General features: G+C 49.9%; 14 protein-coding genes, 1 tRNA gene, 1 rRNA gene and 1 pseudogene. 7 read left to right on the top strand and 10 right to left on the bottom strand.

Going from position 1 to position 15,151, the window contains the following annotated elements; genetic code table 11:
• Positions 1 to 145: 145 nt before the first annotated feature.
• Both rrf and G5S52_RS23160 read left to right on the top strand, forming a co-directional pair.
• Positions 146 to 261, top strand: a 5S ribosomal RNA gene (rrf, locus tag G5S52_RS23165).
• A 158-nt stretch (positions 262 to 419) separates the two neighbouring features.
• On the top strand, positions 420 to 758 hold the full coding sequence (locus G5S52_RS23160; protein WP_165018819.1) for a 50S ribosome-binding protein YggL: 339 nt from the start codon (positions 420 to 422) through the stop codon (positions 756 to 758).
• 40 nt (positions 759 to 798) lie between these two features.
• Here the strand turns inward: G5S52_RS23160 and G5S52_RS23155 are convergent, their stop codons facing one another.
• Together G5S52_RS23155 and epmB are read right to left on the bottom strand one after the other, a co-directional pair.
• The gene (locus G5S52_RS23155) at positions 799 to 1,293 is read right to left on the bottom strand and encodes a GNAT family N-acetyltransferase (RefSeq protein ID WP_165018817.1); all 495 of its coding nucleotides are present in this window, start codon (positions 1,291 to 1,293) and stop codon (positions 799 to 801) included.
• Positions 1,294 to 1,388: 95 nt separating this feature from the next.
• Complete coding sequence (gene epmB / locus G5S52_RS23150) at positions 1,389 to 2,411, bottom strand: EF-P beta-lysylation protein EpmB (RefSeq protein ID WP_165018815.1); 1,023 nt, start codon at positions 2,409 to 2,411, stop codon at positions 1,389 to 1,391.
• Between the two features lie 34 nt (positions 2,412 to 2,445).
• On the opposite strand from epmB, the gene efp reads away from it, so the two are divergent.
• Entirely contained in the window at positions 2,446 to 3,012 is a 567-nt protein-coding gene (gene efp / locus G5S52_RS23145) for an elongation factor P (protein ID WP_002535616.1), read from the top strand.
• A gap of 266 nt (positions 3,013 to 3,278) precedes the next feature.
• A complete protein-coding gene (locus G5S52_RS23140) occupies positions 3,279 to 4,688 on the top strand; it encodes an SPFH domain-containing protein (RefSeq protein ID WP_002535615.1) in 1,410 nt (469 codons plus the stop codon).
• Positions 4,689 to 4,759: 71 nt separating this feature from the next.
• Here G5S52_RS23140 and frdD read toward each other — a convergent pair whose 3' ends face one another.
• The 4 genes from frdD to frdA are packed head-to-tail and all read right to left on the bottom strand — an operon-like array spanning position 4,760 to position 8,099.
• Complete coding sequence (frdD, locus tag G5S52_RS23135; RefSeq protein ID WP_165018813.1) at positions 4,760 to 5,122, bottom strand: fumarate reductase subunit FrdD; 363 nt, start codon at positions 5,120 to 5,122, stop codon at positions 4,760 to 4,762.
• 24 nt (positions 5,123 to 5,146) lie between these two features.
• Entirely contained in the window at positions 5,147 to 5,530 is a 384-nt protein-coding gene (gene frdC / locus G5S52_RS23130; RefSeq protein ID WP_165018811.1) for a fumarate reductase subunit FrdC, read from the bottom strand.
• Between the two features lie 2 nt (positions 5,531 to 5,532).
• A complete protein-coding gene (locus G5S52_RS23125; RefSeq protein ID WP_046303028.1) occupies positions 5,533 to 6,288 on the bottom strand; it encodes a succinate dehydrogenase/fumarate reductase iron-sulfur subunit in 756 nt (251 codons plus the stop codon).
• Entirely contained in the window at positions 6,288 to 8,099 is a 1,812-nt protein-coding gene (gene frdA, locus G5S52_RS23120) for a fumarate reductase (quinol) flavoprotein subunit (protein ID WP_165018810.1), read from the bottom strand. The genes G5S52_RS23125 and frdA overlap by 1 nt, the downstream gene beginning before the upstream one ends.
• Before the next feature lie 460 nt (positions 8,100 to 8,559).
• On the opposite strand from frdA, the pseudogene epmA reads away from it, so the two are divergent.
• A pseudogene (gene epmA, locus G5S52_RS23115) lies at positions 8,560 to 9,530 on the top strand (elongation factor P--(R)-beta-lysine ligase).
• 52 nt (positions 9,531 to 9,582) lie between these two features.
• Here the strand turns inward: epmA and G5S52_RS23110 are convergent.
• The 4 genes from G5S52_RS23110 to rsgA form a co-directional block, all read right to left on the bottom strand.
• Positions 9,583 to 10,473 (bottom strand): DMT family transporter, encoded by an 891-nt coding sequence (locus G5S52_RS23110; protein WP_165018808.1) that lies wholly within the window; start codon positions 10,471 to 10,473, stop codon positions 9,583 to 9,585.
• A gap of 101 nt (positions 10,474 to 10,574) precedes the next feature.
• Positions 10,575 to 11,990, bottom strand: coding sequence for an SLC13 family permease (locus tag G5S52_RS23105; RefSeq protein WP_165018806.1), 1,416 nt, complete (start codon positions 11,988 to 11,990; stop codon positions 10,575 to 10,577).
• A gap of 198 nt (positions 11,991 to 12,188) precedes the next feature.
• Positions 12,189 to 13,100, bottom strand: a complete 912-nt coding sequence (gene asd / locus G5S52_RS23100; RefSeq protein WP_165018804.1) for an archaetidylserine decarboxylase — start codon at positions 13,098 to 13,100, stop codon at positions 12,189 to 12,191.
• Between the two features lie 113 nt (positions 13,101 to 13,213).
• Positions 13,214 to 14,266: a small ribosomal subunit biogenesis GTPase RsgA gene (rsgA, locus tag G5S52_RS23095; RefSeq protein ID WP_165018802.1), complete on the bottom strand. Its 1,053-nt coding sequence runs from the start codon at positions 14,264 to 14,266 to the stop codon at positions 13,214 to 13,216.
• Positions 14,267 to 14,344: 78 nt separating this feature from the next.
• Between rsgA and orn the strand changes: the two genes are divergently transcribed.
• Positions 14,345 to 14,890: an oligoribonuclease gene (orn, locus tag G5S52_RS23090; RefSeq protein ID WP_002535604.1), complete on the top strand. Its 546-nt coding sequence runs from the start codon at positions 14,345 to 14,347 to the stop codon at positions 14,888 to 14,890.
• 113 nt (positions 14,891 to 15,003) lie between these two features.
• A tRNA-Gly gene (locus G5S52_RS23085) sits at positions 15,004 to 15,079 on the top strand.
• Positions 15,080 to 15,151 lie beyond the last annotated feature (72 nt).

Raw genomic sequence — 15,151 nt, 5'->3', positions numbered from 1 at the left:
CTGCGAGGCGTTGAGCTAACTGATACTAATTGCCCGTGAGGCTTAACCATACAACACCCAAGGGGTTTTGACGGACTCGAAGAGAACATTGAATGTGTAAGAACGAGAACAAACAAAGTCACTTTCCAAGATTTTAACGAATTTGCTTGGCGACCATAGCGTTATGGACCCACCTGACTCCATGCCGAACTCAGTAGTGAAACGTAACAGCGCCGATGGTAGTGTGGGGTCTCCCCATGTGAGAGTAGGACATCGCCAGGCTTCCAATTTAAAGAAAGCCCTGACCTGACGGTCAGGGCTTTTTTGCGTCTACACCTTTTCATATTTACCACCGCTCCCGTTTTTTAACCTTTGCTACCGACAACTTCTCGAGTAGCTTCTACACTGTCAGCACTTGTTATCTGACAGGAACCTGAGCCATGCCTTCACAACGTTCTAAGCGATTGAGAAAGAAACTGTATCTGGATGAATTTGCAGTTTTTGGCTTTGTGATCAGTCTGAAGCTGAATACGGAAAGTGATGAAGAGTTAGATGCTTTTATAGAGTCTTTGGCCGACTTTGCTGAATCCCGACACCTGCTAGTTGGCGGCGGAGGTATGAGTGATATCGAGCTGGTTATAGGTTCCGCTCTCAGGTATGGTTCTGCGACAGAGCAGGATAGGAAATCAATTAAGGAATGGATTGAAGAGCGTAATGAAGTTGAATTGCTGAAGTTGGGACCGCTTGTTGATCTCCATCAATTGGAGTTTGTGGATTAATTAAAAAAGATCCGGATGTCCGGATCTTTTATCTTCTGGATTATGACCTGTTAATACGCGCCATAAAGAGCGCATCGACGTATTTTCCATTTCGAAACGCGTAATCAACCGCTATACCTTCCTGCCAAAAACCAAACTTTTGATACAAGGCAATCGCGGCTTCATTGTCACTATAAACGGTTAACTCAATTCGGCGCAGGTTCAGCCAGTTGTCCGCTAAATCAATCATCGCGCGAAGTAATGCACTGGCGACGCCTTTTCCTGTGTGGTCATCATGCACTGCCATGCCAAATTGTCCGACATGACGTCTACGCCCTTTATGGTTGGCTTCAAAGCCTAATTGACCGACTATCCCACCATCCTCTTCTGCGACCAAGCAGTAAATGTCATCCGGTATATTATTGAGTCGCTTTTCCCACATTGTGAGCGATGGTAGTGGCATTTGCAGTGTGCCAGCTTGTGCTTTCGGGCAGGCATAAAGTTGCTGAATAGCAGGAATATCGCGAGGTTCTACAGGACGAACAGTTACAGGCATAGTCACTCCTTTGGTAATGCCAGAGGGACTTTTCATCATTGCTTGCAACTGACTGCTAAGCAAGCAGTTTTTTAGTTGGTGATTGCTTACTTTTATCACTCAAGGTGAAGGTCTAGTGGTGTTTTACTATCGCGCCCGCCGATCTCACGGGTCAGGCGTGGCACCATGTAGCCAGAGACCTCTTTGATAAGGCCAGACATCAGCTTTTTGGCTTCGTCGTCGTCGACCAGAAAATGCGCGGCGCCTTTTACCTTATCAAGTACATGCAGGTAATACGGCAAGATGCCTACATCAAATAAACTGTTGCTCAGATTTTTCAGCGAATCGACAGAGTCATTCACGCCACGGAGTAACACACCTTGGTTTAAGAGAGTAACGCCAGCTTGCTTCAGCTTTGTCATCGAAGCTCGAAGCTCGTCGTCAATCTCGTTAGCATGGTTTATATGGGTAACCAACACCACACCAAGCCTTGATGACTCAAGTATGTGAGTAAGTGCTAACGTCACTCGGGATGGAATAACAACAGGTAAACGTGTGTGGATACGAAGACGTTTAATATGCGGTACAGACTCTATAGCTTCAATCAGCCATTGCAGTTCGTGATCTTTTGCCATCAGTGGGTCGCCACCTGAAAGGATGACTTCATCCACTTCTGGATGCTGCTGTAAGTAAGTGATCGCTTCGCGCCAGACGTCTTTCCCGCCTCTGTTGTCTTCATACGGGAAATGGCGACGGAAACAATAGCGGCAATTAATCGCGCAGCCACCCTTAACAATCATCAGTACGCGGTTTTTGTATTTATGCAGCAGGCCTGGAACCGTATTGTCCTGCTCTTCAAGTGGATCTGTGGTGAAACCACTGACTTCTTCGAACTCTTCAATCAATGGCAACACTTGACGCAGCAGAGGGTCGTGTGGGTTACCTTTTTCCATGCGATTGATGAAGCTTTGTGGCACGCGCTGGGAAAATAGTTCACGCGCGCTGAAGCCAGACGTCCATGCGGAAGGCTCTATATCAAGCTGTTGCAGAAGCTTTTGAGGATCTGAGACAGCATTTGCCATTTCTTTGAGCCAGTTTTGCTCAACAGAAGGCGCATTTCGGGTTATTATGTCCGGCATTTATGACAACTTCGAAGATGTTAAGAGGATAGACATGGCGTCTTTTAGCACCAATGAATTCCGCGGCGGAATGAAAATTATGCTCGATAACGAGCCTTGTGTCATTATCGAAAACGAGTTCGTTAAGCCAGGTAAAGGCCAAGCGTTCAACCGCGTGAAAATCCGCAAATTGCTTTCTGGCAAAGTGCTGGAGAAGACTTTCAAGTCTGGCGACTCTGTTGAAGCTGCTGACGTTATCGATATGGAACTGGACTACCTGTACACCGACGGTGAGTTCTGGCATTTCATGAACGCAGAATCATTTGAGCAAATCGCGGCTGATGAGAAAGCAGTAAGCGAAAACATCAAATGGCTGAAAGAGAACGATCGTTGTACTCTGACTCTGTGGAACGGCAACCCAATCGCAGTGACTCCACCAAACTTTGTTGAGCTGGAAGTGACTGAAACTGACCCAGGCCTGAAAGGCGACACTCAGGGTACCGGTGGTAAGCCAGCAACTCTAATCACTGGCGCAGTTGTGCGTGTACCTCTGTTCATCCAAATCGGCGAAGTGATCAAAGTTGACACTCGCTCAGGTGAGTACGTAAGCCGCGTGAAGTAATTCATTACTTCTATGCTGAAAAGCGTCCTTCGGGGCGCTTTTTGCGTATTATAGCCCCGTAGATTCCAATTTATCTTCGAAAGCACCCTCCTATCATTCCTTGTTGTTATGTTTCGTTAAAACCGAATAAATTCGGTTAATGTTTCGAATATTCCTGTTGTGAGTTTTTTGTTACATTTATTCCCGCTGGTGATGAGTAGTTATTCACTTTGGCCTAAAAGCCATACCGCTTTATTCATCAAGCAGCAAATAAGAAGGAAAAGAATATGGACACTAAAAATCTAGGACAGGGTTTAAAAATGGAAGAAAGACGTCAGTTGGCTAGAACAGGTCTCAAAGCAGCGATTATAGGTATACCGCTGCTCGGGTTGGGACTGACAATTAATAGCTCAGTATTGATGACAGATGCAGGCTACACCTATGTTCACCAGAACAATATGACAGGTGAGCTGGATGTGTTTACCGAGCCGGGTATTCATTTCCGGATGCCGTTTCTGTCGAAAATCACGCAGTACGATCAAGTGATCACTGTGTCATTCGGTAACAACGCAGGTGAAGATTTCTACCAGCGGCTGGATCCGGTGCAGGTGCGCTTTGCGGATACTTACATCGGCCAAATTCCGGTGACTTACCGCTTCAAGTTGAGCAACGATCCGGAAGCCGTGAAGAAAATGCACCGAGAATTTCGTAACAACAGCAACCTGATTGATGCTTTGTTGGTGAAAAACGCACGAAACGTCACGGTGATCACGGCAACCCAGTACACGGGAGAGGAGTTCTTCCAGGGCGGACTGAACCAATTCAAATCCAAACTGGGCGATCAGCTTCGTGAAGGGATCTATTTGACCGAGCGTCGTCAGGTTGAAGTCGAAGAGTTGGATTTGGCACCTGTTGGTTTGGATCAATCTGATGCCAACAAGCTACAACGCACCCAACAATTGGTATGGAAAACCGTGCCTGTACGTGATGCGAGTGGTCAGCCAATCCGGCAGGATAACCCGCTGCAGCAATATGGCATTCATGTCACTCAGGTCACCATCGGCGATCCGCAACCGGAGAAGCAATTAGACCAATTGTTGGCGGACAAGAAACGACTGGTCGCGGATCGTATCCGTGCGATTCAGGAGCAGGAAACTTCGAAGGCGCAAGCGGAAACCGAGCAGCTTCGTAAAGAAATCCAACGTACCCGTGAAGTACAGGATGCACAGCGTACAAAAGAGCTGGCGGTGATTGCCCAACAAAAAGAGGTAGCGGTTGCGCAGCAAATTGCCAAGCGTGAGATTGTTGAGGTAGAGAAAACCAAGCAATTGGCGGAAGTAGAGAAATCCAAAGAGCTGGCGATTGCCGAAGCCAACCTTGCGATTCAACAAGCTAACGCGAAGGCTGCGGAGTTCGAAGCTCTAGCGATTCTGGCTAAAGGTGAAGCGGAGGCGGCCATACTGAAAGCCAAGTATGATGCGTATGGTGCAAACCGCGACGTCTATCTGGCAGAGCTTAACCGTGATATTTCTACGTCGCTTTATCACAACCTGAAAGACTTCAAAGTGGAAGTACCAAAGCACTACTTTGGTGGCGGTGATGGCGGAAAGATGACCACCAACCTTGATGTGATCACCGGTCTTGGCGCATTGGGAATGATGGAAAAAACCGAAGCCATGCAGAAAGTGCAGCAGTAAAGGCTAATTTCAATAGAGCCTAGGTAAACAAAAAGGGAGCAAATGCTCCCTTTTTCTCGTTTTACTGGCTGTTAAATCATGAAAATGAAAATAACAGACAGGGCGCTGATCAGAAATGCCGTTGCGTAACAGGCGACTTTGCCTGCGGTGCCAGTGTGGAATTTTAGATCATGCATACCATGGTGCAGGCGGTGCATCGCATGCCACATTGGCAGAGACAGAGTACCAATGGTGAACAGTGCGCCGATGAAGCTGGTGACAAAACTTGTCACGCGCTCATAGCTCAATGCTTCTGCATCCAGTATGCCCATTGGTGCCATGATGCCCAGAACCAGAATGGTCACAGGGGTGATCATCGCAAACCATGAACCACCTGCACCAAACAGACCCCACCATACCGGTTCGTCAGAACGTTTTGGATTCAAATCGACCACGTTAAATCTCCTCAGATGTCGGGGTTAAACCAGAAACAGAATCAAAGCAGAAATCACCGCGACAGCAGCCCACTGCGTCAGGACGATCACTTTCTTATCCAGCAATTTTCCACCGATGCGGATAGGCATCACTTGCGGCATCATGCTGAAGAAAGTCTGTGCATGGAACAGGCTACCCGCGAGTGCCACGATGTTGATCGCGATAACCACTGGGTTTGCCATGAATGACAACCAGCCATTCCATGCAGCTTCGCCAACGACCAGACTGCCTAAACCGAAAGTCAGGCACAGGGTGAAGAAAATCAGCGGAAGCACAGTGGCTTCACGCACCATGTACATGCGGTAGAAAGGATGGTCTTTCCACCAGGTACGCTTCATTTCACGAACGTAAGGTTTACGGTTAGACATCCTTAAGCCTCCACTTTCTTAGAGCCATCTGGCTTGAGCATTGCGATCACGAAGTCTTGCGACGATGCGATCTTGCCTTGGTTTACCGCGCCTGCCGGATCAACGTTCTTCGGACACACTTCAGAGCAGTAGCCCACGAAGGTACAACCCCAAGCGCCGTTTTCACCATTAATCAGCTTCATACGCTCAGCAGCACCGTTATCACGGCTGTCGAGGTTGTAGCGGTGTGCCAGTGTCAGCGCGGCAGGGCCTATGAACTCAGGGTTTAGACCAAACTGCGGACATGCCGCGTAACACAGACCACAGTTGATGCATCCAGCGAACTGTTTGTAGCGCGCCATTTGCTCAGGCGTCTGGTTGTTCGGGCCATCTTCCGGTGTGCGGTCATTACCAATGATGTAAGGCTTGATGGCTTCAAGACGCTCGATGAACGGCGTCATGTCGACAATCAAATCTTTCTCGATAGGGAAGTTCGCCAGTGGCTCGATGGTTACACCGTCAGGGTAATCACGCAGGAAGGCTTTACATGCCAGTTTTGGCACCTTGTTAACCATGATGCCGCACGAACCACAGATCGCCATACGGCAAGACCAGCGGTAAGACAGATCTTTGTCCAGGTGATCTTTGATGTAACCCAACGCGTCCAGTACAGACATGGTTTCATCAAATGGCACGTCGAACGTTTGCAGACGTGGTTCGTCATCTTTCGATGGGTCGTAGCGAAGAATGCTGACTTTCTGAATGCGGTTTGCTGACATTATGCCTGCTCCTTCTCTGCTTTTTCAGCCTTCTTCGCTGCTGCTTCTGCTTCTTCTGCAGCGGCGCCGTAAAGACGTGCTTTAGGCTGAGACTTGGTGATTTTCACGTCACTGTATTTAATCGTTGGTGCACCTTCTGGGTTATAGAATGCCAGTGAGTGCTTCAGGAAGTTCTGGTCATCACGCTCGGTGCAGCCGTCATCTAAACGTTGGTGCGCACCGCGGGATTCACGGCGAAGCACGGCGGAGTGTGCCATGGCTTCAGCAACTTCCAGACCGTAGCCCACTTCAATCGCATACAGCAGGTCAGTGTTGAACACCTTGCCTTTGTCTTTGATGCTGATGCGCTTGTAACGTTCTTTCAGCTCAGCCAGCTTGTTGATGGTTTCTTGCATCAGATCTTCGCGACGGTAGATACCACAACCCGCTTCCATGGTATGACCCATTTCAGTGCGGATTTTCGCCCAGTTCTCATCGCCTTCTTGCGACATCAGCGCATCGATTTTAGCTTTCACTGCTTCCATCTGATTTGCGATTTCAGCTTCGTTCCAGCCATTGAATTCAGCGGCACGGTCAGCGGCACCTTCACCGGCTACGCGGCCAAAGACCACCAGTTCTGCCAGTGAGTTTGAGCCCAAACGGTTCGCGCCGTGCAGGCCGACAGAAGAACATTCGCCCACCGCAAACAGACCCTTAATGCTGGTTTCAGTGCGGGAATCGGTTTCGATACCACCCATGGTGTAGTGCACGGTAGGACGGATTGGGATTGGCTCTTTGGCTGGGTCGACGTTGACGTATGCTTTTGCCAGCTCACAGATAAACGGCAGACGTTCCTTGAGGTACTCTTCACCCAGATGGCGAAGGTCAAGGTGAACCACATCACCCAGTGGGTGCTTGATGGTGTTACCTTTTTGCTGCTCGTGCCAGAACGCTTGCGAGACTTTGTCACGCGGGCCCAGCTCCATGTATTTGTTCTTTGGCTGGCCAACCGGAGTTTCCGGACCCATGCCATAATCTTGCAGGTAACGGTAGCCGTTCTTATTGACGATGATACCGCCTTCACCGCGGCAGCCTTCTGTCATCAGAATGCCGGTGCCTGGCAGACCGGTTGGGTGATATTGAACGAACTCCATGTCGCGCAGTGCCACACCGTGACGGAAAGCCATCGCCATGCCGTCGCCAGTCACGATACCGCCGTTGGTGTTGCAGTTGTAAACACGACCCGCACCACCGGTTGCCAGTACGACAGATTTCGCTTTAATGCAGACCAGTTCGCCTTCCGCCATGTGAATGGCGATAAGGCCTTGTACTTCATTGTCGACAACCAGCAGGTCAACGACGAAATACTCGTCGAGACGTTTGATTTGTGGGTATTTGATCGATGTCTGGAACAGGGTGTGCAGCATGTGGAAGCCGGTTTTATCTGCGGCAAACCAGGTGCGCTCAACCTTCATGCCACCGAAGCGACGTACGTTTACGTCACCGTTTTCCTTGCGGCTCCATGGGCAACCCCATTGCTCCAACTGAACCATTTCGCGAGTCGCGTTTTCTACGAAATATTCAACAACGTCCTGTTCACATAGCCAGTCACCACCGCCAACGGTATCGTTAAAGTGGTTGTCGAGACTATCCTCATCCTTGATGACAGCGGCGGAGCCACCTTCTGCGGCCACCGTGTGGGAACGCATTGGGTAAACCTTGGAAACCAAAGCAATTTCCAGCTCTGGGTTTGCTTCTGCAGCAGCAATTGCAGTACGAAGACCTGCACCGCCCGCGCCAATAACAGCGATATCTGTGGTAATGGTTTTCACAGCTATCCTCCGGAGGATTGTTAAAATTTAAAGATGCTAACCGTGCATCTAACTCAAAAACTTTCCCCATCTTATTAAAGTTAAATCCCGTAAATTTTGACCTGAAAGGGTATTTGTTCCGAGTTTCTGCCTTCTAAAAAGCCAGAGCAGTAGATTTGTGATCCAGGTCGTTAGACAGGAAGAAATCACCTTGTTAAACAGAGGTTGCGCGTCGTTTTCTCTTGTTTCTGACACGTAAAATCTGTCATCGCTGCATGCAATTTAACTCTCTCTTTTAAAAAGGAAAAACAGTGAAAATGAGAATGATTGCCAAAAGGAGTTGTGCGCTTTTATTGCGCTAATTCAGTCGCTTGAATGAAAGGGCAGAAAAGGCATTTCTGAGGCTGATAAAAGCACGGGTTTCTATCACGCCTCGCGAAAGCTAAAATGCCGCCAGTCATAATGAGATTGAGTGATAGTAATGACCCTTGAATGGCGTCCCACCGCAGAAATTGAAACCCTGAAAGCCAGAGCCAAACTGGTGAACGATATTCGCGGCTTTTTTGCCGAGCGTGATGTGCTGGAAGTGGACACGCCAGCCATGAGTCAGGCGACGGTGACGGATTTTCATCTGCATACCTTCAAGACGGAATTTGTCGGCCCAGGCTTTGCCAAGGGTATCCCGCTTTACATGATGACCAGCCCTGAGTTCCACATGAAACGCCTGCTGGCGGCGGGAAGTGGTGCTATCTACCAAATCAACAAAGCGTTTCGTAACGAAGAAGCGGGGCGAAACCACAACCCTGAGTTCACCATGCTGGAATGGTACCGTCCAGGCTTTGACCATCATGCATTGATGGATGAAATGGATGCTTTGCTGCAACTGATTCTGAGCGTTGGCGGTGCAGAGCGAATGACTTATCAGGAAGCGTTCATCAAGGTACTCGGTGTCTGCCCACTAGAAGGCTCGATGGACGAGTTGAAGGCTGCAGCTGCACCACTCGGATTGTCTGATATCGCCGAGCCGGAAGAAGACCGCGATACCTTGCTGCAACTCTTATTCAGCGTTGGCGTTGAAGAGCAAATTGGCCAGACTGTTCCGGCTTTCGTTTACAACTTCCCGGCATCACAGGCGGCACTGGCGCGAGTGTGTGAAGACGATAGCCGCGTGGCGGCGCGCTTCGAGGTCTACTTTAAAGGTATTGAGCTTGCGAACGGTTTCTATGAGCTGGACAACGCTGACGAGCAACTGGCCCGTTTTGAAGAAGATAACCGCAAGCGCGAAAAGATGGGGCTGAAAGCTCAGCCTATCGATCATCATTGATTGAAGCGATTCGTTATGGCTTGCCGGATTGCGCAGGTGTTGCGTTGGGTATCGATCGTCTGATCATGCTGGCTTTAGGCAAAACCCACATCGATGAGGTGATTGCTTTTCCGGTCGGGCGAGCCTAATCCCGAGCCAATAAAAACGCCGCATCATGCGGCGTTTTTATTGGGAATCCTATCAGCTACTGGTAACGATAAGACCTGCGCCAATAACAGCGAGCGCCGCACCTAACCAAGCGCTTGGTGCAGGGCGCACGCGGGTAAACAGCCAAATCAATGGCAGGATCATTACCGGTGTCGTGGAAGACAGTAGCGCGACCATGCCGACTTCTCCCCATTTCAGCGCGTACATAATCAGGGTCATACCGACTGCCATTGCCAGAAAACCGTTCACGACGACCATACCGAAGATACGCCAGTTGATCGGGTTAACGGGTTGCGCGACACGTATCTGGAGGAAATTCAGTGTGCCGTGGGCAAGGAAAGCTGCAATCATTCGGATGGCGGAAGCGGCAATCGGATCTACCCCTTGTGTTAAAACAGGCTTGGCAATGACCCCACCCAACGACTGACAAAGCGCTGCGGTTAAACCCAGCCCGACAGCCACCCAGATGTTGCCTTTAGTTTCTTCCCATCGATGGGCATTACCACTTTGGCGGAAGAAGACCGCAATCATCACTCCGGAGAACACCAGAATGGCACCGAGCAGACGGATCCCTTCTAGCGTTTCACCAAACAGCCAAATGCCAAGCAGGGCAGAAAAGACCGCATGGCAGGAATACAAAAGGCCAGAGCGTCGGGGTCCTATTCGGTTCATACAGCCAAACAGGGCGGTATCGCCAATAAATATTCCGATAAGACCAGACAGTGCCATCGGCCAGAGAATATCGGATGAGACGGTTGCCCAGCCACCTGTAAACAAGGCCAATGTCGTCAGCATCACTGATACACACGCCATCCGCCAGCGACTATAGGCAAAGCTGCCCAAGTGACGCGCAGGCGTGACAGAAATCAGGCTGGAAATACCCCACAGGAAGGCAGCGCCGAGCGCGAGCCATTCGTAACCCAAGATGACACCTTTAACTTAAAGAACCGGAAAGGAGCGCGAGTTTATCCGCTGAAGCTAGGCGGGAAAAGTGCTCAGTGCGCTTTCCCCGCAAATAGATGGGATCAGTTTAGGACGAGCAGCGCGGCGTAGACAATTGCAAGGCCAATCAGACCCACAATTAGACCGACTTTTGCCATATCTTTGCTTTCAATCAGACCAGTGGAGTAAGCCAGACTGTTTGGTGGTGTTGATACAGGAAGGATCATGCCAAGAGATGCTGAGAAGGCAACGACGACAAGAAGCCCTTGAATGCCGCCGACAGAAACAAGGCTGTCCATCGACATCGCAACCGCTGCGGCAATCGGCATCAGTAGGTTGGCAGTGGCCGTGTTGGACATGAAATTGGCCATTAGCCAGCAAATCATAGAGAGCGTCAGCACCACGGCGAGTGGCGACAGGGCATCGTAATCCACGGCATGAGCCAGCGCAACTGCCAGCCCGGTTTTGTCGAGCGCCAAACCAATCGCGATACCACCGGCAACCAGCCAAAGCACATCCCAGTTAATGAGTTTTAACTCTTCCTTGCCCATGATGCCGGTCAGGGTGAATACCGCGAGTGGAATGATCGACACGACATAAGTGTTCATGCCGTGCAGGCTGGTGGTCATCCAAAGCAGGATAGTCGCGGCAAACGTGGCATACACCGTGTAAGCACGCCAGCTTCTTTGAAAAGTACCGTTGAGCTTGAGTTTCATTTCTTCCTGTTCCGTCGGGAAGAGTTTTTGCAGCAGCCACCAGGCAAAAGCCAGTTGCACCACCACAAAAGGCAGGCCCATGGTCATCCATTCCAGAAAACTGATGGCGTTTTCTCCGGTGAGGTATTGCAGCGCAATGGCATTCGGCGGCGTACCGATCGGCGTTGCTATACCGCCGGTATTGGCAGCAATGGGAATACATAGTACCAGCGCTTTTACGCCGTTATCACCGCGTGGCACTGACGCCACAATAGGGGCAAGCAGTGCCAGCATCATAACCGTGGTGGCGGTGTTGGACATAAACATCGAAAACACCGCAGTAATTAGCATTAAGCCCAGCATGATAAGGCTCGGCTTGGTGCCGAAAGGCTTAAGCAGAACACGGGCGAGGTTGTTGTCGAGATCGTACTTGGAAGCCGCAATCGCCAGCGCAAAACCGCCCATAAACAGGATGATAATGGGAGACGAGAAGGCGCTGAAGATGTCGGTGTATTTGATGAGTTCACCCAGATCATGGCCGGGCACTGCTTCACGGAATAAAGAGAGCCCTTTGTCAGAGATCATAATGAGCTCAAGCGCGATGATCAGGATCGAGGTGGCAAATACCGGCACGGGCTCAAGCACCCAAAGTAGGGCAGCTAGCAGGAAAATCGCCAGCAGGCGATGCTGTATCACAGTCAGATCATCCAATGGGATCCAATCTATGGGCATCATCAACACACCCAAAGGGACACCAAACGCCACAACAAACTTCAAAATATCAGCGCGGGAAAGGCTTGGCATACGGCAGACTTCCATTCTCAGAAAACAGAAATAAGCGGCCAGTATTTGCTTGTTATTTCATTGTGTTGAGCCGCTCAGTACGAGCTACAGGATACGGAGTGGCAGAGAAAATACTCTGTGTTTGGATAAACTTTGGGCACAAAAAAAGGGCATTGCTGCCCTTTTCGTTACAGATCACAGTTTGTGTAACCAGTCTGCTTATTCGGCGGCTTGTGCTTCGTTGCCTTCTGTCTCAGCTGATGCTTCAACACCGTTCTGGCGCGCATAAACTTCACCCATGCGGGTTGGTTTGCCAGGAATGATAGCGTCATCAAAGGTGATCGCGCCTTTCGGGAACAAGTTGATCACGGTTGAACCCAGCTTGAAGCGACCCATCTCTTCGCCTTTTTTCAGCGTGATGGCTTGCTCGCCTTCTGCAGGGTAGTCCCAGCGGCGGATGCTTTGGCCAGTAGGAGGTGTCACCGTGCCTGACCAAACCGTTTCAATGCTGCCGACAATAGTCGCGCCAACCAGAATGTGCGCCATTGGGCCGAAAGCGGTATCGAAAATACATACCACGCGCTCGTTACGTGCGAACAGGTTAGGCACGTTTTCTGCGGTCAGCGGGTTGACGGAGAACAGGTCACCCGGTACGTAAATCATCTGGCGCAGCGTGCCATCACATGGCATGTGAACACGGTGGTAATCACGTGGTGACAGGTACAGCGTGGCGAAGTCACCATCAGTAAACTCTTCCGCCAGCTTGGCGTCGCCGCCCAGCAGTTCGCAGGCGTCAAAGGTGTGGCCTTTCGCTTGAATCAGACGGCCTTTTTCAATTGGGCCAGCTTGGCTCACACATGCATCGGCAGGGTGGGCAATCACGCTTGCTTCGTCATTCAGAGGGCGCGCGCCTTCTTTTAATTCGCGGACGAAGAAGTCATTAAAGGTTGGATAGCTTTTCGGATCTGGGTTCTTAGCTTCGTTCATTTCCACCTTGTACTGGCGGATAAACCACTTGATCACAGCCGTTGTCAGAAAGCCGGCTTTAGCTGCTGCCAGTTTGCCAACAAGGCGGGTCAGCAGGTGTTTTGGCATGCAGTACTGCAGGCCAATTTTTAAATCGTTAGACACGGTTATTTTCCTAACTCGTATACGCCCGAGAACGGGCCTGGAATTTAAAAAGCGGCCTAGTTTACAAAATTAACAGGCCGCTAACCAGTTGATGTGTAGTTGAGCCAAATGGATCAGTTTTCTTTATTGCGTGAAAACTGACGATTTGCCTTCATCTCAGACATGCTGTCGATGATTTTGTGGTAGCTCTCGAAGCGCTCAACACTGATCTTGCCGTCTTCTACTGCTTCTCGCAGCAGGCAGCCTGGATCGTCTTTGTGTTTGCAGTCTCGGAACTTACAGCCTCCGAGGAATTCGCGGAATTCTTTGAAGCCTTGAGTCACCTGCTCAGGCTCTAAGTGCCAAAGACCAAATTCACGCACTCCAGGGCTATCAATCAGATCGCCACCATCAGGGAAGTGATACAAACGCGCTGTCGTGGTGGTGTGTTGGCCAAGACCTGAGTTTTCAGAAACTTCACCGATATCGGCATTCACTTCAGGAAGCAGGGCATTCACCAAACTGGATTTACCTACGCCAGATTGACCCACGAAAATGCTTGTGCCATCGGCCAAACGCGCTTTCAGCTCGTCGACGCCTTCACCGCTTTTCTGGCTGACCATCAATACTTCGTAGCCAATTTCGGCGTACAAAGCGAGGATATTCTTAACCATTTCAAGGCCTTCATCGTCCAACAAATCAATCTTGTTGATCACAATAAGGGGCTTGAAGCCAACCTGTTCGGTAGCGATCAGGTAACGGTCTATAATGTTCGTAGACAATTCGGGTAATATCGCGGAAACGATCACCACCTGATCAATATTGGCCGCGACCGGTTTGACGCCGTCATAGTAATCAGGACGGGTAAGCACTGAGTGGCGTTCATGAGCAGCTTCCACAACGCCGGCAATGCCTTGCAGTGTTTCCACGCCTGGACGCCAGACGACTTTGTCTCCGGTCACCAAGCTTTCGATAGAGCGGCGAAGGTTGCAACGGTGGATGATGCCAGTTTGAGTATCTTCGATGTCAGCGTGCTGACCGAAACGGGTGATCACCACCCCTTCACGGGCAGATTCAAGCAGAGATTCGTCCCATTGGACCTCTTCTTGCTGGCGATCGATGCGTTTTTTTTGATTTGTCCGTACTCGGCGTAACTGGCCTTTTGTGAGCTTTTTCTTTTTTGCCACGAGAATGTCGCTAGTTTAGTTGGCTTTCATGTCAGGCTAAGTATGATACATGGTTTACTTGTAAAATAGGCAATTTGGATGTCTTTCAGCGATAAGAATTTAATCTGGATTGATCTCGAAATGACAGGGCTTGACCCAGAAGTACATAAAGTCATTGAGATCGCTACCGTTGTAACAGATGCTGAACTTAATGTGTTAGCTGAAGGGCCTGTGCTCGCTATTCACCAGTCTGATGAAGAACTGGCGAAAATGGACGAGTGGTGCACCAATACTCATACTGGCAGCGGGCTGGTGGATCGCGTGAAAGCAAGCACAGTAAGCGAAACTGACGCGATCAAACAAACGATCGCTTTCCTGCAAGACTGGGTGCCTGCTGGTGTGTCGCCGATTTGTGGCAACAGTGTTGGCCAGGATCGCCGTTTCCTCTATAAGCATATGCCTGAACTGGAACGCTTTTTCCACTACCGTACCGTCGACGTCAGCACGATCAAAGAGTTGGTTCGTCGCTGGGAACCTGAAGTTCTGTCAGGAATCAAAAAACAAGGGACTCATTTGGCACTGGATGATATTCGGGAGTCAATTGAGGAACTTCGTTACTACCGGAGCAAGATCTTTACGATCTGACGGCAAAATAACCAATGCGAAGAAAAATCAAAAATTCTGGATTCAGAGTATTGCATCCGCGATTTTTCTTCGTATAATTCGCAGCCCTGACAGAGACAAATGTCTTTGATAAAGCGACACTAGCTCAGCTGGTAGAGCGCAACCTTGCCAAGGTTGAGGTCACGAGTTCGAACCTCGTGTGTCGCTCCAAAATTTGAAATGATTCCGATTGATTGTCGGATGAACGATGCGACACTAGCTCAGCTGGTAGAGCGCAACCTT

Origin of the sequence: Grimontia sedimenti (assembly GCF_011045095.1) — a bacterium.
Lineage (GTDB): Bacteria > Pseudomonadota > Gammaproteobacteria > Enterobacterales > Vibrionaceae > Enterovibrio > Enterovibrio sedimenti.
This window is presented reverse-complemented; position numbering and strand designations above follow the sequence as displayed.

Coding starts and splice junctions, on each gene's coding strand:
- G5S52_RS23155 (WP_165018817.1), bottom strand. CDS start 1,293: ATGCCTGTAACTGTTCGTCCTGTAGAACCTCGCGATATTCCTGCTATT.
- epmB (WP_165018815.1), bottom strand. CDS start 2,411: ATGCCGGACATAATAACCCGAAATGCGCCTTCTGTTGAGCAAAACTGG.
- orn (WP_002535604.1), top strand. CDS start 14,345: ATGTCTTTCAGCGATAAGAATTTAATCTGGATTGATCTCGAAATGACA.
- G5S52_RS23160 (WP_165018819.1), top strand. CDS start 420: ATGCCTTCACAACGTTCTAAGCGATTGAGAAAGAAACTGTATCTGGAT.
- G5S52_RS23105 (WP_165018806.1), bottom strand. CDS start 11,990: ATGCCAAGCCTTTCCCGCGCTGATATTTTGAAGTTTGTTGTGGCGTTT.
- G5S52_RS23125 (WP_046303028.1), bottom strand. CDS start 6,288: ATGTCAGCAAACCGCATTCAGAAAGTCAGCATTCTTCGCTACGACCCA.
- efp (WP_002535616.1), top strand. CDS start 2,446: ATGGCGTCTTTTAGCACCAATGAATTCCGCGGCGGAATGAAAATTATG.
- G5S52_RS23140 (WP_002535615.1), top strand. CDS start 3,279: ATGGACACTAAAAATCTAGGACAGGGTTTAAAAATGGAAGAAAGACGT.
- frdC (WP_165018811.1), bottom strand. CDS start 5,530: ATGTCTAACCGTAAACCTTACGTTCGTGAAATGAAGCGTACCTGGTGG.